An 18,791-nucleotide genomic window follows, 5' to 3' on the forward strand; every position below is an offset into this window, starting at 1 on the left:
CCTCGACGCCTCCGCGCGCTGCCATTCCTTCCGTGAAAGAGCGGGGCCGTCCACCCTTCGAGACGGCTGCTGCGCAGCCTCCTCAGGGTGACGGGATAGCTTATCGCCGGGGGATGGATTTGCTTTGAATCCACCCTATCTATGGAATAATATCCTCTTCACGACTCGACCCGGAGAACAGGAAAGCCGTCATGATCTTTCGCCAGCTCTTCGACAGCGTGTCCGGCACCTACAGCTATCTGCTCGCGAGCCGCGCCGGCGGCGAGGCGCTGATCCTCGATCCGGTGCTGGAGAAGGCCGACCGCTACTGCAAGCTGCTGCAGGAACTCGACCTCAGGCTGGTCAAGGCCGTCGACACGCACCTGCATGCCGATCACGTCACCGGCCTCGGCGAACTGCGCGACCGCACCCAATGCATCACCATCATGGGCGAGCAGAGCAAGGCCGACGTGGTGTCGATGCGCGTCTCCGACGGCGACAAGGTGACGATCGAAGGGCTCTGCCTCGAAGCCTTGTACACGCCCGGTCACACCGACGATTCCTACAGCTATCTGATGGGCGACCGCGTCTTCACCGGCGACACGCTCTTGATCCGCGGCACCGGCCGCACCGATTTCCAGAACGGCAGCGCGCGGGCGCAGTATGATTCGATCTTCAACCGCCTGCTCAAGCTGCCGGAAGAGACCATGGTGTTCCCCGCGCATGACTACAAGGGCGACACCGTCTCCACGATCGGCGAGGAGAAGCGCTACAATCCGCGGCTGCAGGTGAAATCGATCGACGACTATGTCGAGCTGATGAACAACCTTCATCTCCCGAATCCAAAGATGATGGACGTCGCGGTGCCCGCCAACATGCATGTCGGCCTGCACCAGGACGAGCTCACCAGGCAAGGCCTCTCCCTTAGCGCGCGCGATGCCATCGCAAGCCTCGGCCGGCCCGATATCCTGCTGGTCGATTTGCGCGAAAGCGGCGAGCGGGCCAAGCACGGCATGCTCGCGGGCGCGCTGCACGCGCCCTATCCGGGGATTTGCGCCACCTTGCAGCCCGGCGGGATGCTGCGCGAAGTCGCGGCCGCGACCGGCCGCCGCGTCGTGTTCTTCTGCGCCTTCGGCGAGCGTTCCGCGATGGCCGTTGCCGCCGCGAAGAAGGCAGGGCTGGCGAACACCGCGCATATCGAGGGCGGCATCGATGCGTGGAAGAAGGCCGGCGGGCCGGTGGTGATGGGATAGCCCGTTAGCTGCGCACAATTTCCATCACCGTCACCCTGAGGAGCGCGTAGCGCGTCTCGAAGGGCGACGGCCCAACTCTCACCGCAGACGTGTGGAAATATCCGGGCCGTGCATCCTTCGAGACGCGCTGCGCGCTCCTCAGGATGACGGATTTAGTGAGAGCCGCCAGCACTCACCCTCTGTAACTCTTCCGTCAGCCGGTCCAGCGCATCGGCCAGCATCACACCGCCGCACACTGTGAGCCGCTCGGGCAGCACGATCCGCTTGCTCTCCGGATAGAAGCGCTCCAGCGCCGGATGCAACAGAAAGGCGCGCCCCTCATCCTCGGCGCGATCGCCGGCCTCCGACACCAGGATGAAATCCGGCCGCAGTTTTACGATGGCCTCCAGCGAAGCAAATCCGCCCGCGCTGAAGCCGAGCTCGCCGGCGGCATTGGTCAGGCCGGTCGCCGCCATCAGCGAGCTGACGAGGCTGCTGTCACCCGACACAAAGCCGCGCCGCTCCAGCGGCAGCACGCGGTAATGATGAGCGCTCGCCACCGCCCGCGCGCGGACGATCGCCGCATCGAGCCGCGCGATCTCCGCCTGCGCGCGATCCGGATGCTGCACCACATCGCCCATCGCGCGGATCTGGTCCCTCACCTCGTCCAGCGTGCGCGGCACGGTGAACTCGACGAGGTGCAGCCCCTGCGCCTTCAGGAGATCGCGCGTCGCGCGCTTGTCGAACAGGCTGACGACGACAAGGTCCGGCTTGAGCAGCAGCACGTCCTCGGCCCCGCCCGACAGGCGCGGATAGTTTCGCGCTTTCTCGGCGGCCCAGGATTGCCAGGCATCGCGCGAAAAGCGACTCAGCCCGAGGATCTGGTCCGGATCGGCCAGCGACAGCACCAGCTGGTCGCTGCACACGTTCATCGAGACGATGCGCGGTCCGGCGGCGGACGCGGCACCACACGACATCATCCATGCTGCTGCGGCCACCGCTGCGAGACGCCGCCCACCCATCACGCGTCCGCCCACGGCACGATGACGGCCTCGCGCTGAAATTCGGCGCGGTAGGCGCTGATGCGGAACACGCTTGCGAGGACCGCTTCGGACAACGCCGCGCCGGGGGCGCCCTGCGCCGCCAGCCGTCCCTCCGACAGCACCAGCACATGATCGGCAAAGCGCGCAGCAAGCCCGAGATCGTGCGTCACCACGATGACCAGCACGCCGGTGTCGGCGACGTTGCGCAGCTTCTGCATCACGTCGATCTGGTGACGCGGATCGAGCGAGGCGGTCGGCTCGTCGGCGAGGATCACCGGCGCCTCCACCGCCAGCACCCGGGCCAGCGCGACGCGGCTGCGCTCACCGCCGGAGAGCTCGGTGACGCGGCGATCGCTGAATTCGGTAACGTCGACCGCCTGCATCGCACGCAGCACCGCCTCGATATCCTTCGGCGACAGCCGCGCCGGATCGGTCGCGCCATGCGGATAGCGGCCGAGCGCGACGATATCGCGCGCCGGCAGCGGCCAGTGCACCATGTGCCCCTGCGGCAGGTACGCGAAACGCTTCGCCCGCTCGCGCAGTGCAAGCGACGCCAACGCATCGCCGCCGATCCTGATGTCGCCGTCGGATGGAATTAGTCCAGCGAGCGCGCGAAGCAGCGTGGTCTTGCCGGCGCCGTTCGGGCCAACCAGCGCGACCAGATGGCCCGCCTCCAGCGACAGCGAGACATCGTGCAGCACCTTGCGGCTGCCGAGCGAGGCATTGAGCGCGGTGGTGGAGAGCAGCGTCATGCCACGCCTCCGCCAAGCGCGCGGCGTTCGCGCATGATGAGGTAAAGGAAGAACGGCACGCCGATGATCGATGTCAGCACGCCGACCTTGATATCGGAGGTCGAGGGGATGATGCGCACCGCGATATCGGCGGCGAGCAGCAGTGCCGAACCGGTGAGCGCGCTCGGCACCAGGAGCCGCGCCGGATCGTGACCGATTAGAGGGCGCATCAGATGCGGTGCGACGAGACCGATGAAGCCGATCGTGCCGGTGACAGCGACCGCACCGCCGACGCCGAGCGCAACACCCGTGATCACATAGAGCCGCAGCCGCCCGACATCGACGCCGAGACTTTGTGCTGCCTCCTCGCCGAGCGTCAACGCGCGGAACGCGTTCGCCTGGCTGAGCAGGATGACGGCGCCCGCGATGATGAAGGGCAGCGCCAGCGCCACGTGCTGGAAGCTGCGGTCCTCCAGCGAGCCGAGCAGCCAGAATGCGATCTCCAGCACGACGAACGGATTGCTCGACAGATTCATCACCAGCGCAGTCGCAGCCCCGGCAAAGCTCGAGATCGCAAGCCCGGCGAGGATCAGGATCAGCAGCCCGGCATTGCGGCCGGCGATTGCGAGCAGCGCGAACACCGAGCCGAACGCCGCGATGATCGCCACCACCGGCAACGCGTAGGACCGAACATCGGCGAGGCCCAGCGCGATCACCAGCACCGCGCCGAATGCCGCCGATTGCGGCGCGCCGAACAGCGACGGCGAGGCCAGCGGATTGCGCAGCAGGCCCTGCAGCGCCGCGCCCGATAGCCCGAGAATCCCGCCGATCGCGAACGCCAGGATGGTGCGCGGCAGCCGGATCTCGCGCACGATCACCTGCGCGACGTCGCTGCCGCCGCCGAACAGCGCCTCGATCACCGCAAGCGGCGACAGCCGCACCGGCCCGATGCCGAGCGAGAGCACAAGCAGCAGGACCACGAGCGCGAGCAGCGCCGCGGTGGCGCCCCACCGGCGCCGCGCCGCGACCTCGGCCGCCAAGGCAAAATCCTGCACACTCATTGGATCCATGCTCTTACAGCGATCGCCGTGGCAGACAAGCGACACTCGACAAAAACCGTGGCCGTGCGGCCGTTGCCCGACTTCCGCCGGATTGACTTTGCTGCCCGGCCGAACCCTAGATGAACATGACGGTTCTTCAATGAGATGAAAAGGGAATGCGGTGCGGGGAAACATCCCCAAGGCCGCGGCTGCCCCCGCAACTGTATGCGGTGAATCCTTCGTCACAGGCCACTGGGAATCTCGGTCCTGGGAAGGCGACGAAGGGTAACGACCCGCGAGCCAGGAGACCTGCCGTCAGCCGTGGTCACACGCGAAGATGCCGGTCGGGGAGTACAGGCATGAGCTTCACCTGAGGCTGCAAGCAGCTGAGCCTGCGAGCACGACGGTGAGACTGGTTCGCGGTGACGTGCCACTGACGTTACCGAGGTCTCACCTGGATGTTCTCCAACTCTTCCTCCCGGCGCCGCGCGCTTCTGCTCGCGTCGACGATGATCGCGCCAACAATCGTTCTCTCAACCGCGCGGGCGCAGCAGGCGCCCGCCCCCGAGCAACTTCCGGCGATCGAAATCACCAAGCCGGGCGACCAGAATGTCACGCGCGCCAGGCCGGCCGCTGACGAAGCACCGGCCCCGCGCCGCCCGGCGCCGGGCACAGGAAAGGGCAGCGGGAGCGGGAGCGGATCGGGCTCGACGGGGACCGGACCTGCCACTGGAACGGGCGGCACCGGCAGCGGCGGCCGCCAGTTCGCCGGCATCGTCGGCTCCTCCTCGGCCGTGATCACGGCCGACGACATCGCGCATTCGCCGGTGCAGTCGCTGCCCGAGATTCTCGCGCAGGTGCCGGGCGTCCAGCTGCAAACGCTTTTTGGCGGCCCGAACGGCGCCAAGACCGCGGTCGACCTGCGCGGCTTCGGCGCATTCGCTTCCGACAACACCCTGTTCCTGCTCAATGGCCGCCGCCTCAACGACGTCGACAAGGCCGGCTTCGATCTCACCACGATCCCGCTCGATTCGATCGAACGCATCGAGATCACCCGCGGCAACAGCGGCGCGGTGCTCTATGGCGACAACGCGGTGGGCGGCGTGGTCAACATCATCACCAAGACCGGCGCCGGCGGTCCGCCGGCCACGATCAGGGCCGAAGGCGGTTTCGGTTCGTTCAACACCCGCATGGCCGCGGTGTCCGCGGCGCTCAATGCGGGCCCGTGGTCCACTTCGTTCTACGGCAACGGCATCAAGTCCGACGGCTACCGCGTCAATAATGCGCTCGACCAGCGCAACGCTATCGGCAACGTCAACTACACGACATCGGATCTCACCGCCTTCCTCACCGTCACCGGCAGCGACCAGAAGCTCGGTCTGCCCGGCGGACGGCTGGTCGATCCGTCGATCGGCGTCAACGAACTGCTCACCGATCGCCGCGGCGCGGCGACGCCGTTCGACTATGCCAACCAGCAAACCGCCAGCGTCACCACCGGCTTCACCAAGACGCTCATGAATGGCGTCGACCTCATCGTCGACGGCGGCTGGCGCCAGCGGGAAACGCAAAGCGGCTTCTTCGGCACCGTGCCGACGATCAGCTTCGCCTCGACCTACAATGATGCCGCGCTGCAGACCTGGTCGATCACGCCGCGCCTCAGCGTCAAGAACGTGATGCTGGGAATGCCGTCGACGATCCTGACCGGCATCGACTATTACGATTCGACGTTCCGTGAAGCGCGCGGCGCCTATCAGGGCGTCGATCCCACCCACATCTACAATATCGAGCAGCAGACCGTGGCCGGGTACTGGCAGCATACACTCGGTCTGCTGCCGACCACCGATTTCTCCTACGGCGCGCGCGTGCAGAATACGAGCGTCTCGGCACGCGACCGCTACGACCCGAATGCGCCGTTTGCCTTTGACACGCAAGCCGCACCGCTCGACAGCAACGAGACCCAATACGCGCTGCATGTCGGCGCCGAGCATCGCTTCACCGACACCTTCTCGGTGTTCGGCCGCGCCGCGCGCGCATTCCGCACGCCCGACGTCGACGAGCGCGTTGCATCGGGTCCGTCATTCGACCCGCTGACCTTCGCCCCGATCCCGCAGAACTTCCAGCTCAAGAGCCAGACGTCGCAGGACGTCGAGGGCGGCTTCCGCGTCAAGACCAACCTGTTTCAGGTCCAGAGCAGCGTCTATTTGATGGATCTCGAGAACGAGATCCATTTCAACCCGGTGCTGTTCTACAACGTCAACCTAGATCCCACCCGCCGCTACGGCAGCGAGACCAGCGCGTCGCTCAAGGTCAGCGACACCGTGACGTTGCGCGGCGGCATGGCGATCACACGTGCCGTGTTTCGCGAGGGCATGTGGGCCGGCAACGACGTACCGCTGGTGTCGCGCTATACCGGCAATCTCGGCGTGACCTGGAATATCTGGCAGAACTATCTGGTGTTCGACGCCACGGTGCGGGCCTGGAGCTCGCGCATCATGGACAACGACCAGGCCAACACCCAGAGCAGGATTCCCGGCAACGCCACCGCCGATCTCAAGCTGAGCGGGCAGGTTGACCGCTTCTTCTGGTCGCTGAGCGTGAACAACCTGTTCAACGCGCTCTACTACGACTACGCCATCGCGAGCTCCTTCACGGCCGGCCGCTTCTCGGCCTATCCGCTGCCCGGCCGCACCTACATGGTCAAGGCCGGCGCGACATTCTGAGCTATCCGGCGCGGCGGTGTGATGCCGCCGCGCCGTCTCCTCACGTTACAAGCGCCCGTAAACTGGAGTAGAATTCCGGCGGATGATTTGACCCGCGCAGGGGAAACGCATGGCCAAGACCGGAAAGAAGAGCAAGGGCAGCGCCGGGAGCAACGACAAGTCCGACGACAAGTCGAAAAAGCCTCCGCCGCCCGCAGCGCCGCAAGACGACGAGTATTACGAGGATGGCGATATCGCCACGCCGAAGCTCGATCGCTACGGCAATGACGACGAGCCGTTGTGAGGGCTATACCCATCCACGATGTCGTCCTGGCGAAAGCCAGGACCCATTACCGTTGAAGCGAGTTAGCGGGTGAGCTACCGCCCCAGCGTGCCGCCAAACTTGCAGCGGTGGTTATGGGTCCTGGCTTTCGCCAGGACGACGTGGTGAGGTATCGCGCAGAAAATTCTCGCCCTCTATCTTCCTGATACTCTCGCGATCGAGCAGATGCGCACCGAAGCCGCCGCGCGCCAGCGATGAGGCGATCGGCGGCGATGCCAGAAGCAGGGCTGTCGTCATCGCCAGCGGCACGGCACCGAGCCAATCGAGCCGCACCGGCGTCAACTCCTCGCTGCTTCCCCGATAGAGACCTTCGCCCGCGGCGATGCGGCCGCATTCCCTGATCAGGTCGCGCCGCGTGCCGTCGCGCGATGCGCTGCCGAGCAGCGCCTGCATCGCGAGATGCGTCCGCACCCCGGCGCGGCCATCGGCCAGCGGCGCCGGCGTCTCGCCGAGCGAGACCCGCAGCAGCAAATCGACCAGATCGGTGCCCGACCGGTACGCATTCATCGGCTCGACCAGCCGCGGATTGCAGTCGATCAACAGCGGCGTTGCGCTGTCGAGCGGCATGATGACGTCGACCGAGAGCGCGCCATGCCAGCCGAGACGCGCGCCGATGGTCTCGAGCGCGGCGCGGATCGCCGGCCGGCTCACGCTCTCCTTGATCGCCTCGCCGCCGCCGACGCCGGCCGCGATCTGCCGGTAGGCATGGAAGCCGACCAGCGTGCCGCGGCAGAACACCGACTGGGCCTTCTCGACGGTGCCGGTGACGAGATCCTGCGCCAGCACCTCGCCGGCAAAATCGCCGGCGGATTCGAGATCATAGAGCGCGCGGTTGAGATCGCCCGCGTCGCGCACGAACCAGACGCCGCGGCTCGCGGTGCCGACCGACGTCTTGACCACGGATGGAAACCGCACCGCCTCGCGCAGTCCGCCGGCCGAGGTCACGATCCGGGTCGGCGGCTGCGGCAGGCCAAGCTGGTCGAGCAGCCGGCTGAAGCCGGCCTTGCTGTGCACCGCGCGATAGGAGGCGAAGTCCGGCAGCGCCAGACCGGTACGTGATGTCAGCCGCGCCGCGGCGCGGGCGAACAGGAAGCCTTGCTCATGGGTCGGCAACAGCACATCGAAATGCCGCGACGCCAGCAGCCGCTCGACGAAGCGCAGGAAGCCGGCCGGATCTGACCGCAGCGGCGGACAATGGTGGTACTTGCGGACAAAGCGGGAGTAGCGCGCCAGGCACCAGCGCGAGGGGTCACAGACCTCGACGTGATGGCCGGCCAGCCCCAGGATCGTGATCGCCTCGCGGCCGGAGGTGCTGGAGCCCTCTGACACAAGCACCCGGAGCGGCTTTTTGGCGTCTATCATGGCCGATCATCACCGCAGGATCACACTTTGTCGCCGCCTTTAATGCCGCATGTGTCGATCCGGCTCGCCCGCGCCGGGGGCAGCCATGCAGGCGCGTTCATGGACAATTAGCGGCCAGCCTTTATTTTCTGGCGGCCCTGCCGGGCATATTTTTTGACGCGTTTTCTTCACGCGAACCAGTACCAACTTCGCTCGAAAACGCTTTGGAATTGGGGTTTCACTGACATGGTCGACATTCTGGCCGCACCGCAGCAAGCGAAAGCCGACAGCGCGGTGCGTACGCTGACGGGGATTTCGGTCGCCCATTGGGTCAGCCATTTCCATATCTTCGTGCTGCCGATGCTGTTCCCGTTCCTGAAGCAGCAGCTCGGCGTCGGCTATGTCGAACTCGGTTTCGCGCTGACGGTGTTCGCGGTGGTGTCGGGCCTGACCCAGGCGCCGATCGGCTACCTCGCTGACCATATCGGTGCGCGCAAGATCCTGCTGATCGGGCTGACCATCGGCGGCTGTGCGCTGATCGCGCTCGGCCTGCATTTGAGCTATACTTCGCTGATCGTCTGTGCCGTGCTGCTCGGCCTCGCCAACAGCGTCTATCATCCCGCTGACTACGCCATCCTCTCGGCCCATATGGACGAGGCGCGGATGGGCCGCGCCTTCTCGATCCACACCTTTGCCGGCTTCCTCGGCGGCGCGGTGGCGCCCGCGATCATGGCAGCGTTGGTCGCCTCGATCGGCGGCCTCGGCGCGCTGGTCGTCGCTGGCGCCGTCGGCCCGCTGGTGGCGCTGTTCCTGATCGTGCTCGGCATTCCCGATGCCGGCGCCAATAAGAACAAGCCGAAGGACGACTCAGCACCGAAGGCCAGCGTGATTACGCCGGCGCTGATGGTGCTGACCGCCTTTTTCACGCTGCTCAGCCTGTCGAGCTCGGGCATCAACAATTTCGGCGTGGTCGCGCTGATGGGCGGTTACGGCGCGTCGTTCTCGACCGCCAACATCGCGCTTACCGCGTTCCTCGGCGCCAGCGCGGCGGGCGTGCTCGCCGGCGGCTATCTCGCCGACTGGACCCATCGCCACAGCCAGCTCGCTGCGGCCTGCTTCGCGGTCAATGCCGTGCTGGTGCTGCTGATTGCGCTGATGAACCTGCCGCCGGCCGTGCTCACGCTCGCGATGGGGCTTGCCGGATTCCTCGGCGGCGTGATCGCGCCGTCGCGCGACATGATGGTGCGCAACGCCGCGCCTCCCGGTGCCGCCGGGCGCGCCTTCGGCATCGTCTCCACCGGCTTCAACTTCGGCGGCATCATCAGCCCGCTGCTGTTCGGCTGGATCATGGACCAGCACATGCCGCATTGGGTGTTCGGTGCGTCGGTGGGCTTCATGGTGCTGACCGTGCTGCTTGCGCTGGTCACCGAACGCAAGCCGCAGGCCTCCGGGCTTGCGATCCAGGCGCAGCCCCGTTAGGGCAGCCTTGCTCCAAACCGCATCGAGCTTCCGTCCACGGAAGGCGCGACGATCCACGCTGCTGCCGAACTCACCGGCCCCAGAATGCGGGCGTCGTCTTGAATCGCTGCCAGCTCTTGCGCAGCGCCTTCGCCACCGCGATCTGATCGCGGGCCAGCCAGCCGGCCATCGCGCCGATGCCGAGGTGAAGCGCAGGCTGGTCGTCCTGCCGGATCGCATGGAGCAGCACGCGGGTGCTTCCGATGTCGCACACCCGCCCCAGACTGGTCTGCAGCCCGGCGAGCCGCTTCACATAGCGCTTCGCCGGCGCGTGGGACGCATAGAGCGGCAGGAAGAACTCCGCCGCATAGCGCAACTTCTTGAGGTTGATCCTGAGATTGTGCTGCGCGTTGATATCGAGCCGCCGGAAGCGCGCACCACGCTTCAATGTCTTGCGATGCAAGCGTTCCAGAATTCGATCGGCGAGCACCGGCATTGGCTGCGACAGGACAGCCAACGCTTCGCTGTCGATCTCGTTGCGCCAGCCGCGGCGTTCCACCAGATGTCCCAGCGAGAGCAGGAAGCGGCTGCATCGGGGATCCGCCAGAACGCTTTGCAAGGTCCCGTAGCTCGACTTCCGTTGCTGTTGAACCGCCTGGCGGAGGCCATCCAGGTCGATATCCGGAACCGCGCTGACCAGGCGGGTGATCGTCGTCTCGGCGAACACGTCCCAATCCCGGGCCTTGCCGAGTTGCCGCATCAGCCATTTTGCTTCGCTGTTGACCGCCAGAAATGCCGGCGCCGGAATGTCGCGCCGGAACAGCGCACAGATCGTCCGCAAGCGCCGCAAGGCCACCCGCATCTGGTGCACGCCTTCGGGGTCCGATCCCTGCTCGGCCACCGCGTGATTTCTCAAAAGATGGTGCCAGCAGGAGCCCACCAGCAGCGCGATGACGTCGTCGACCGCAAGCTCCGCGGTGATGCCCGGCAACTCGGCCTTCGCTGCCGATGGCGCGACATCGAACGCCAGCGCATAGCCGCGCTCCGCCTTGCTCCGCGTGCCTATCTGCAGCGGCGCAGCATCGAGCAACTGCGTTCCGAGATCGAACAGGACGCCGGCATTGCCGCTCTTCAGTTCAAGCTCGATTTCCGACAGCACCTCCTGGCGCGCATCGGCCTCGATCGTCCCCTCGTCGAATGCGACTTCAACCGACGCATCGGGCAGATCGAGCTGGCGCGCGTGCCGGCGCACTTTTGTCGCGAACACCGGCACCAGCGCATCGTTGCTGAGCGCCGCCACGGGATCGCCGATCTCGTCGGCAGGGAACCGCGCCAGATCAGGGGCGATGCCTTCAACCGCCGCCTCCCATTGGCGTCGCATCAGAGGCTGCGCGCCATTGGGTGCAAGCTTCAGCGTCTGGACGAAGGTCTTGCCGTTGCGTCGCACGCGCAGCGACATGCCATGCCGAAATAGCAATCGCTCAGGCGTGTCGTAATAGACCGTTTCCAACCGGTGAAATGCGCCGCGGTTGCGCGCATGCTGCACGATGCAGGCCGCCTCGCGCAATTTTTCGAGGCTTCCTTGCGGCGCAAGCAGCTTGAGTTCGATTTCCGCCTGATCGCCATGCCTGACGGCAATGGCAGTCCCCGCATCGGTCACGACCGGCCGCGTCCATCTAATGAAATCGCCCCCGGCATGGTCTATGAAGGTTTCATGACAATGACAAGGTATATCGCGCTATTGCAGCCCGAATTGCCCGCGAATTCTATCTAAAATCACCCCTTTAAGTTGGATTTGACCGCATCGCCATCCAAGCGCGAGAAGCGTGCTGAAGCGTTACGCGCAGCAGGAATTCATTCCGATCGCCGCGACAACACCTGCTTCAAGAGCGGCTCGATCCGCGACAGCTCATCGAGATGAACCGCAGACAGTTCGGCGAGATGATCGGCCGCGAGGCCGGTTAGCTTCAACAGCACCCGCCGCTGGTCGGCGGGATCGGGCACGCGCTCGACCAGGCCCGCCTCCGACAACCGGTCGGCGAGTTCGACCGTGGTGTGGTGACGAAGCCGCAGCCGCTCGGCCAGATCGCCGATCGTGACCGGCCCGCCACCCGGATAGCCCCTGATCGCCAGCAAGGCCTGATGCTGCCGCGGCGTCAGACCCTCGGCTTTGGCGGCATCCTGGCTGAATTCCAGAAAACGGCGGATCAGATAGCGAAATTGCGACAGCGCCTCGTAATCGGCCTGGCTGGGAACCCGCTTTCGGGCCTTGCCCTGCGATTTCGGCGGTCTTTTCAACGCTGCCATTTCGATGTCTCCCGCTTGTAATTATATCGCAATGCGATATGACGCCTGCGTCCACTCCACCCGAGCCTTACGCCACCCATGAGCGTCATTTCCACCAAATCGAGCACCTCCGCCAAAACCAGCAATACGATCGGCGACAAGGCCAGCCACCTGCTGAGCGACTTCACCACCGATCCGCGCGTCGTGGTGATCTCGGCGATCGCCGTGTTCGTCTCCACCGCCGGCGTGCTGGCCGGTGCGGGACTTCTGCAGCTGATCAAGCTTGCCACCAACATCGCCTATTTCGGCCGGTTCAGCTTCGTCGACCTGAAATTGCAGGATTCGCCGCTTGGCCTCTGGACCGTGCTGGTGCCGGTCGCGGGCTCGCTGATCATCGGCCTGATGGCACGCTTCGGCAGCGAGAAGATCCGCGGGCACGGCATTCCGGAAGCGATCGAGGGGATCTTGCTCGGCCGTTCCCGGCTCGACCCCAAGGTGGCGATCCTGAAGCCGTTGTCGTCGGCGGTGTCGATCGGCACCGGCGGTCCGTTCGGAGCCGAGGGCCCGATCATCATGACCGGCGGCGCGATCGGCTCGCTGATCGCGCAGATGCTTCCGGTGACGGACAACGAGCGCAAGACCTTGCTGGTGGCGGGCGCCGCCGCCGGCATGACCACGGTGTTCGGAACGCCGATCGCAGCGATCATGCTCGCGGTCGAACTCCTGCTGTTCGAATGGACGCCGCGGAGCTTCATTCCCGTGACTGTCGCCGCCGTGGTGGCGGCGGTCGGACGCACCTTCCTGCACATGCCCGCGCCGCTGTTTCCGTTCACCGGCGGTGTCGACATTTCCGTGCTCCAGCTCGGCGCCTGGATGCTGATCGGAATCCTCTCCGGGCTGCTGTCCGGCGTGCTCACCCAGCTGGTCTATGGCTGCGAGGACATTTTCCTCAAGCTGCCGATCCACTGGATGTGGTGGCCGCTGATCGGCGGCCTGGTCGTGGGTCTCGGCGGGCTGATCGAGCCGCAGGCGCTCGGTGTCGGCTATGACAACCTGGCTTCGATGCTGAGCGGCGACGTGGTGCTGAAAGCCGCGCTGCTGCTGCTCGTGGTGAAAGCGGTGATCTGGTCGGTCGCGCTCGGCTCGGGCACGTCGGGCGGCGTGCTGGCGCCGCTGCTGATCATGGGCGGTGCGATGGGAACGGCGCTGAGCGGCTATTTGCCGGCTGCGAGCCCCGGCTTCTGGGCGTTGCTCGCGATGGCGGCGACAATGGGCGGCACGATGCGCTCGCCTTTGACCGCGACCTTCTTCGCGGTCGAGCTCACCGGCAACACCCATGTGCTGTTGCCGTTGATCGCGGCCTGCGGCACCGCGCATGGCGTCACGGTGCTTTTGATGCGGCGCTCGATCCTGACCGAGAAGGTGGCGCGGCGCGGTCATCATCTGGTGCGCGAGTACCGGGTCGATCCCTTCGCGCTGACGCGCGTGCGCGACGTGATGACCAAGGCGGTGGAGACGGTCGCCGACACCATGACGCTGCACGGCGCGGCGGCCTTCCTGACCAACCCGAAGACCGGTCACCCGAGCTTCCCCGTCGTCGACGCCAACCATCACGTGCTCGGGGTGATCGACCCGCCGTCCGTGTTGCGCTGGCGCCGCGCCGGCAAGCATCGCACCGCGACGCTCAACCAGCTGCTGGCGGGCAGCAAGATCACCGTCGCCTATCCCGACGAGTATCTGGATCGGCTCGCCGATCGCCTGATGCAGGTCAACGTCTCGCATCTGCCGGTGATCTCGCGCGAGGACCAGCGCCTCGTCGGCTATATCGGCTGGAAGGACCTGATGCGGGTGCGCGCCAGGCTGCAGGCCGAGGAGACCCAGAAGACAGCCTTCTTCGGCGCGCGCTAGCGCGCCGCGAGTTCATTTTGAATCAAGCCGCGGACTCCGTTTCACCTCGCCCCGCGTGCGGGGAGAGGTCGGAACGCATCGTCAGATGCGTTCCGGGTGAGGGGGAGCCACCGCGAACTCAGCTATCACCGCGTATGCCGAGACAGCCCCTCACCCCAACCCTCTCCCCGTAAGAACGGGGAGAGGGAGTAAAGCGGCGCCCCCGGCGGAACAAATTTCCGCGGCGCGCAACGCGCGTTCTCGCCGGCAAATCGTCGCCGGCGCATCCCAGAGCTTCACCGGCGATGGTTGACAGCATCAAGGGCTCACCCATGATGCCGGTAACCAAGAACAGCCTCGGGATGAAATGCCATGACCTCGACCCCAGACCTCGTGATCCGCGGCGGCAACATCGCCGACGGCAAGGGCGGCGACCTCTATGAAGCCGATGTCGCGATCTCGGGCGGCAAGATCACCGAAGTCGGGAAGGTCTCCGCAAAAGGCAAGGAAGAGATCGACGCGCGCGGCAGACTGGTGGCGCCCGGCTTCGTCGACGTCCACACCCATTACGACGGCCAGGTGACCTGGAGCCACGACATCACCCCGTCGTCGCAGAACGGCGTCACCACCGCCATCATGGGCAATTGCGGCGTCGGCTTCGCGCCATGCAGGCCGAGCGACCACGGCAGGCTGATCCAGCTGATGGAAGGCGTCGAGGACATTCCGGAGCCGGTGCTGAGCGCCGGCATTCCCTGGGCGTGGGAGAGCTTCCCCGACTACATGGAGTGGCTGTCGAAGCGCAGTTTCGACATGGACATCGGCGCTCAGCTGCCGCACGCGGCGCTGCGCGTCTATGTGATGGGCGAGCGCGGCGCGCGCCGCGATCCCGCCACGCCCGAGGACAACCAGGCGATGGCGGCGCTCGCCGGCGATGCGGTGCGATCGGGCGCACTGGGCTTCTCGACCTCGCGCACGCTCAACCACCGCACCTCGACCGGCGACTACACGCCGACGCTGAAGGCGGGCGAGGATGAATTGACCGCGATCGCCGGCGCGATGCACGGCGTCGGCCGCAGCGTGCTGCAATTCGTGCTCGACCAGAGCACCGTGCATGAAGACCTGCCGATGATGCTGCGGGTCGCCGAGAACACCAAATGCCCGATCTCGTTCTCCGTTGCCCAGGCCGACAAGGCGCCGCGGCGCTGGCGACAGACCATGGACACCATCAATGAAGCCGCCGCGCGCGGCCTATCGATCACGACCCAGATCGCCGCGCGGCCGGTCGGCCTGCTGCTCGGACTGGAATTGTCGCGCAACCCGTTCCAGACCCATCCGAGCTATCGCGAAATCGCCAGGCTGCCGCTGGCCGAGCGGCTGACGCATCTGCGCCGGCCCGAGGTGCGCGCGGCGATCCTGAGCGAGAGCGCAACCGCGACCGACGATCCGCTGTTCTTCCGGCCGAACTACGACAAGATGTATCTCCTGGGCAATCCGCCGGACTATGAGCAGCCGCCGGAGAACGCGCTCGGCCCACAGGCGCGCCGCCAGGGCCGGCAGCCGGAAGAGCTCGCCTATGATGCGATGCTGACCGACGAGGGCCGCGGCATGCTCTATGTGCCGTTCCTGAATTATGCCGACGGCAATCTCGATGCCGTGCACGAGATGCTGCGCGAGCCGAGCGCCGTGCCGGGCCTGTCCGACGGTGGCGCGCATTGCGGCATCATCTGCGACGCCAGCTTCCCGACTTACCTGCTGACGCACTGGACGCGGGACCGCAGCCGCGGCGAGAAGCTCTCGATCCCGTTCGTGATCGCGGCGCAGTCGCGCAAGACCGCGCTGTCGGTCGGCCTGCATGATCGCGGCGTGATCGCGCCGGGCTTCAAGGCCGACGTCAACGTGATCGACTACGACCACCTGCATCTGCATCCGCCGAAGGTGCATTACGACCTGCCGGTCGGCGGCCGCCGCCTGTTGCAACAGGTCGACGGCTACGACGCCACCATCGTCTCGGGCGTCGTGACCCAGCGCGAGGGCAAGGCCACCGGCGCACGCCCGGGCCGGCTGGTCCGCGGCGCGCAGGGATTGCAATGAGCCCGTAGCCCGGATGGAGCGAAGCGCAATCCGGTGCGGCTCTATCCGCGGATAGCAAGGCCCCGGATTTCGCTGCGCTTCATCCGGGCTACGAAGAAACTCGACATTGACGCGAACTGCAGCCGCGGCGTCACCCTCCCCTGGAGGGCAGGGGAGGGGGAGGGTCGGATCACATTGAGCGCAGCGAAATGTGAGACGGGGTGGGGTGACCTCTCAACACGGGCAGTGCCCGAATGGAGAGATCACCCCACCCCGCTGTGCATTTCGCTTCGCTACATGCTCAGCGACCCTCCCCCTCCAGAGGAGGGTCGAAGCAGCACGCCCCTTACGTCGGCGACATCGCGCCCTTGATCGCGCCCGCTTGCGTTGAGGTGCCGGTCAGCCGCGCGCGCTCGGTGTTGGGCCACAGCAGCAGCAATCCGAGCAGGCCGGAGCCGGCCATGATGGCAGCGTTGATGGTGAAGCCGCTCATGTAGCCGGCCATCGGCGTGGCCGCATGCTGGATCACACTGCCCATCACCGTCGGCGCCAGGATGCCCGAGATGGTGTACAGCGCGCCGTAGATCGCGATGATCGCGCCACGCTGCGACACCGGCGTGAACTCGCCGAGCATCGGCGGGCACACCACATATATCGAGCCGCACAGGCCGGAGCCGATCACCAGCAGTGCGATCATCAGCGCGCCGGGCGGCGCATAGGGCAGCATTGCAAGAATGGCGCCGCCGACGATCAGGGGCACCGAGCCGAGCACGCCGCGCGCTCCGCGGGTGGTGAAGCCGCGTGCCAGCATCAGCTGCGAGATCCAGCCGGTCAGGAGCACGATCGTCGCACCGAAGATCCAGGGCAGGATCGAGACGAAGCCGGCCTGCTGCTGCGAGAAGCCGAGCCCTTCGATGATGAAGGAGGTGAACCAGGTCAGCCCGAGCGACAACGCCCAGTAGGCGCCGAAGGTCGCGACCACGCAGCCGACGAAGGTCCGCGAGGTCAGCAGCTTCCGGTAGGGAATCCGCGGCTCCTCGGCCATGACGGCAGCGGTCGACACCAGCGGCCCTTCCTTGCCGAGCGCGAACCAGGCGACGGTCCAGAGCAGGCCGACGATGCCGAGCGCGCCGAAGGCGTGATGCCAACTGTGATTGACGATGATCCAGTTCAGCGCGGGCACTGCGAGAATCACGCCAAACGCCGACCCCTGCGACAGGATCGCGGTCGGCAGCGTGCGCTTCTCATCCGGAAACCATTTGTAGATGGCGTGCGCGGCAACCGAGAAGGCCGGTCCCTCGCCGGCGCCGAGGATAATGCGGCAGATCACCAGCGTCGTATAGCTGACGGTGCCGATCATCGGAAATTGCGCCAGCGACCAGATCACCGCCAGAATCAGCAGCACCCAACGCGTATCAACGCGGTTGACGATGAAGCCGACCACGATCGCCGAGATCGAGAACAGGATGAAGAAGGCCGAGCCCAGATCGCCGAACTGCTCCGGGGTGAGACCCATCTCCTTCCGGATCGGCACACCAGCGAGCCCGACCACGATCTTGTCCGCAAAGTTCACCACCATGAACAGGAACAGAAGGAAGGTGATTTGCCAGGCGCCTTTGGGCGTCCCCTTCGACATCCCCTTGGGCGTCGGTTGCGTCGTCATGTCTGGCTCCCCGTCGTTTCGTTTTTTGGCTTCGTAAGATCGGCCCCAATCGGCGATGCTAGCCACGCCTCGCCGCGCAACGCAACACCGCATTTCCTCGGATTCCGTGGCCGGCGCGACACGATAACCTGGCAGGCGCGCCCGATCACGATCGCGTCGTCGCGGCCAGTGGAGCGGTGATCTGTCACGGACCGGCTGCTATGCTCGGGGCAACGAAAAGCCGAGGTTATTGGAGGTTGGGTTATTTCATGAACAGATCGATCCTTCGCACAGCCGCCTGTCTTGCACTTGTATCCGCCGCGCTGCTCGCCGTGCCTTCTGTCCGCGCCCAGGACGCGGCAAGCCCAGACTATGCGGCGATTGTCGCCGCGCCCGATCGCAGCGATGCGGATCGTCAGGTCGACCAGCGCCGCCAGCCGGCCAAGATGCTCGCCTTTGCCGGCGTCAAGCCCGGCATGAACATCCTCGACATGGCGGCGAGCGCCGGCTACAGCACCGAACTGTTGGCGCGCACCGTCGCCCCGTCGGGCAAGGTCTACGCGCAGGACTCGGCGACCGTGCTCGAGCGCTTCGTCAAGGACAGGTTCGACACCCGCGCCAAGTCGCCGGCGATGAAGAACGTGGTCCATGTGGTGCGCGACTATGACGACCCGATCCCGCCCGAGGTCAGCAACCTCGACATGATCACCTTGTTCTTTTTCTATCACGACATCAGCTATCTGCCGGTCGATCGCGCTGCGATGAACAAGAAGATGTTCGCCGCGCTCAAACCCGGCGGCTTCCTCGTCATCGCGGACCATTCAGCCAAGGCGGGCGAAGGCACAAGCGTCGCCAAGACGCTGCACCGGATCGAGGAGAGCACCCTGAAGCAGGAGATCGAGGCCGCCGGCTTCAAGCTGGTGGCCGAGGGCGATTTCCTGCATCATGCGGAGGACCCGAAGGACATTCCCGTCTTCAAGGCGCCGGTGCCGATCGACGAGTTCGTCCTGAAATACCAGAAGCCTTGAATGAGGCACGGC

General features: G+C 65.9%; 15 protein-coding genes and 1 riboswitch. Of the genes, 8 read left to right on the forward strand and 7 right to left on the reverse strand.

The features are described from left to right. Nucleotides 1-191: 191 nt before the first annotated feature. Nucleotides 192-1,232, forward strand: coding sequence for an MBL fold metallo-hydrolase (locus ACE10Z_RS40730; protein WP_375785703.1), 1,041 nt, complete (start codon nucleotides 192-194; stop codon nucleotides 1,230-1,232). Between the two features lie 152 nt (nucleotides 1,233-1,384). Here the strand turns inward: ACE10Z_RS40730 and ACE10Z_RS40735 are convergent, their stop codons facing one another. Genes ACE10Z_RS40735 through ACE10Z_RS40745 form a run of 3 tightly spaced genes read right to left on the reverse strand, consistent with a single transcriptional unit; the run spans nucleotide 1,385 to nucleotide 4,046 of the window. Continuing rightward, a complete protein-coding gene (locus ACE10Z_RS40735; protein WP_375785704.1) occupies nucleotides 1,385-2,233 on the reverse strand; it encodes an ABC transporter substrate-binding protein in 849 nt (282 codons plus the stop codon). Further along, complete coding sequence (locus ACE10Z_RS40740; RefSeq protein WP_375785705.1) at nucleotides 2,233-3,006, reverse strand: ABC transporter ATP-binding protein; 774 nt, start codon at nucleotides 3,004-3,006, stop codon at nucleotides 2,233-2,235. Before ACE10Z_RS40740 ends, ACE10Z_RS40735 begins: the two co-directional genes overlap by 1 nt. Continuing rightward, on the reverse strand, nucleotides 3,003-4,046 hold the full coding sequence (locus tag ACE10Z_RS40745; RefSeq protein WP_375785706.1) for a FecCD family ABC transporter permease: 1,044 nt from the start codon (nucleotides 4,044-4,046) through the stop codon (nucleotides 3,003-3,005). Before ACE10Z_RS40745 ends, ACE10Z_RS40740 begins: the two co-directional genes overlap by 4 nt. 112 nt (nucleotides 4,047-4,158) lie before the next feature. After that, nucleotides 4,159-4,357: riboswitch (cobalamin riboswitch) on the forward strand. A 177-nt stretch (nucleotides 4,358-4,534) separates the two neighbouring features. Here ACE10Z_RS40745 and ACE10Z_RS40750 point away from each other — a divergent pair. Both ACE10Z_RS40750 and ACE10Z_RS40755 read left to right on the forward strand, forming a co-directional pair. Further along, a complete protein-coding gene (locus ACE10Z_RS40750) occupies nucleotides 4,535-6,745 on the forward strand; it encodes a TonB-dependent receptor (RefSeq protein ID WP_375785707.1) in 2,211 nt (736 codons plus the stop codon). Nucleotides 6,746-6,854: 109 nt separating this feature from the next. After that, nucleotides 6,855-7,028, forward strand: coding sequence for a hypothetical protein (locus ACE10Z_RS40755; RefSeq protein WP_375785708.1), 174 nt, complete (start codon nucleotides 6,855-6,857; stop codon nucleotides 7,026-7,028). 111 nt (nucleotides 7,029-7,139) lie between these two features. Here the strand turns inward: ACE10Z_RS40755 and ACE10Z_RS40760 are convergent, their stop codons facing one another. Then, complete coding sequence (locus ACE10Z_RS40760) at nucleotides 7,140-8,429, reverse strand: hypothetical protein (RefSeq protein WP_375785709.1); 1,290 nt, start codon at nucleotides 8,427-8,429, stop codon at nucleotides 7,140-7,142. Nucleotides 8,430-8,654: 225 nt separating this feature from the next. Between ACE10Z_RS40760 and ACE10Z_RS40765 the strand changes: the two genes are divergently transcribed. Then, nucleotides 8,655-9,887 carry an MFS transporter gene (locus tag ACE10Z_RS40765; protein WP_375785710.1) on the forward strand — a complete coding sequence of 411 codons (1,233 nt, stop codon included), beginning with the start codon at nucleotides 8,655-8,657 and terminating at the stop codon, nucleotides 9,885-9,887. 70 nt (nucleotides 9,888-9,957) lie between these two features. On the opposite strand, the gene ACE10Z_RS40770 is transcribed toward ACE10Z_RS40765, so the two are convergent. Continuing rightward, nucleotides 9,958-11,433 carry a CHAD domain-containing protein gene (locus tag ACE10Z_RS40770; protein WP_375790045.1) on the reverse strand — a complete coding sequence of 492 codons (1,476 nt, stop codon included), beginning with the start codon at nucleotides 11,431-11,433 and terminating at the stop codon, nucleotides 9,958-9,960. Here ACE10Z_RS40770 and ACE10Z_RS40775 point away from each other — a divergent pair. Further along, nucleotides 11,404-11,640 (forward strand): hypothetical protein, encoded by a 237-nt coding sequence (locus ACE10Z_RS40775; RefSeq protein WP_375790122.1) that lies wholly within the window; start codon nucleotides 11,404-11,406, stop codon nucleotides 11,638-11,640. The genes ACE10Z_RS40770 and ACE10Z_RS40775 overlap by 30 nt on opposite strands. An 80-nt stretch (nucleotides 11,641-11,720) precedes the next feature. Here the strand turns inward: ACE10Z_RS40775 and ACE10Z_RS40780 are convergent, their stop codons facing one another. Then, nucleotides 11,721-12,173: a MarR family winged helix-turn-helix transcriptional regulator gene (locus ACE10Z_RS40780; RefSeq protein ID WP_375785711.1), complete on the reverse strand. Its 453-nt coding sequence runs from the start codon at nucleotides 12,171-12,173 to the stop codon at nucleotides 11,721-11,723. Nucleotides 12,174-12,251: 78 nt separating this feature from the next. Here ACE10Z_RS40780 and ACE10Z_RS40785 point away from each other — a divergent pair, with 78 nt between their 5' ends. Beyond that, nucleotides 12,252-14,060, forward strand: a complete 1,809-nt coding sequence (locus tag ACE10Z_RS40785; RefSeq protein ID WP_375785712.1) for a chloride channel protein — start codon at nucleotides 12,252-12,254, stop codon at nucleotides 14,058-14,060. 351 nt (nucleotides 14,061-14,411) lie between these two features. Further along, nucleotides 14,412-16,130: an amidohydrolase family protein gene (locus ACE10Z_RS40790; protein WP_375785713.1), complete on the forward strand. Its 1,719-nt coding sequence runs from the start codon at nucleotides 14,412-14,414 to the stop codon at nucleotides 16,128-16,130. Nucleotides 16,131-16,455: 325 nt separating this feature from the next. On the opposite strand, the gene ACE10Z_RS40795 is transcribed toward ACE10Z_RS40790, so the two are convergent. Then, a complete protein-coding gene (locus ACE10Z_RS40795) occupies nucleotides 16,456-17,772 on the reverse strand; it encodes an MFS transporter (protein ID WP_375785714.1) in 1,317 nt (438 codons plus the stop codon). A gap of 248 nt (nucleotides 17,773-18,020) precedes the next feature. On the opposite strand from ACE10Z_RS40795, the gene ACE10Z_RS40800 reads away from it, so the two are divergent. After that, complete coding sequence (locus tag ACE10Z_RS40800; protein WP_375785715.1) at nucleotides 18,021-18,779, forward strand: class I SAM-dependent methyltransferase; 759 nt, start codon at nucleotides 18,021-18,023, stop codon at nucleotides 18,777-18,779. The last annotated feature ends 12 nt before the right edge of the window (nucleotides 18,780-18,791 follow it).

This window comes from Bradyrhizobium sp. Pha-3, from assembly GCF_042258615.1.
In the GTDB taxonomy this organism is placed as follows: Bacteria; Pseudomonadota; Alphaproteobacteria; order Rhizobiales; family Xanthobacteraceae; genus Bradyrhizobium.

Coding starts and splice junctions, on each gene's coding strand:
- ACE10Z_RS40785 (WP_375785712.1), top strand. CDS start 12,252: ATGAGCGTCATTTCCACCAAATCGAGCACCTCCGCCAAAACCAGCAAT.
- ACE10Z_RS40745 (WP_375785706.1), bottom strand. CDS start 4,046: ATGAGTGTGCAGGATTTTGCCTTGGCGGCCGAGGTCGCGGCGCGGCGC.
- ACE10Z_RS40730 (WP_375785703.1), top strand. CDS start 192: ATGATCTTTCGCCAGCTCTTCGACAGCGTGTCCGGCACCTACAGCTAT.
- ACE10Z_RS40735 (WP_375785704.1), bottom strand. CDS start 2,233: ATGGGTGGGCGGCGTCTCGCAGCGGTGGCCGCAGCAGCATGGATGATG.
- ACE10Z_RS40750 (WP_375785707.1), top strand. CDS start 4,535: ATGATCGCGCCAACAATCGTTCTCTCAACCGCGCGGGCGCAGCAGGCG.
- ACE10Z_RS40800 (WP_375785715.1), top strand. CDS start 18,021: ATGAACAGATCGATCCTTCGCACAGCCGCCTGTCTTGCACTTGTATCC.
- ACE10Z_RS40765 (WP_375785710.1), top strand. CDS start 8,655: ATGGTCGACATTCTGGCCGCACCGCAGCAAGCGAAAGCCGACAGCGCG.
- ACE10Z_RS40760 (WP_375785709.1), bottom strand. CDS start 8,429: ATGATAGACGCCAAAAAGCCGCTCCGGGTGCTTGTGTCAGAGGGCTCC.
- ACE10Z_RS40780 (WP_375785711.1), bottom strand. CDS start 12,173: ATGGCAGCGTTGAAAAGACCGCCGAAATCGCAGGGCAAGGCCCGAAAG.
- ACE10Z_RS40755 (WP_375785708.1), top strand. CDS start 6,855: ATGGCCAAGACCGGAAAGAAGAGCAAGGGCAGCGCCGGGAGCAACGAC.
- ACE10Z_RS40775 (WP_375790122.1), top strand. CDS start 11,404: ATGCTGCACGATGCAGGCCGCCTCGCGCAATTTTTCGAGGCTTCCTTG.
- ACE10Z_RS40740 (WP_375785705.1), bottom strand. CDS start 3,006: ATGACGCTGCTCTCCACCACCGCGCTCAATGCCTCGCTCGGCAGCCGC.
- ACE10Z_RS40790 (WP_375785713.1), top strand. CDS start 14,412: ATGACCTCGACCCCAGACCTCGTGATCCGCGGCGGCAACATCGCCGAC.
- ACE10Z_RS40795 (WP_375785714.1), bottom strand. CDS start 17,772: ATGACGACGCAACCGACGCCCAAGGGGATGTCGAAGGGGACGCCCAAA.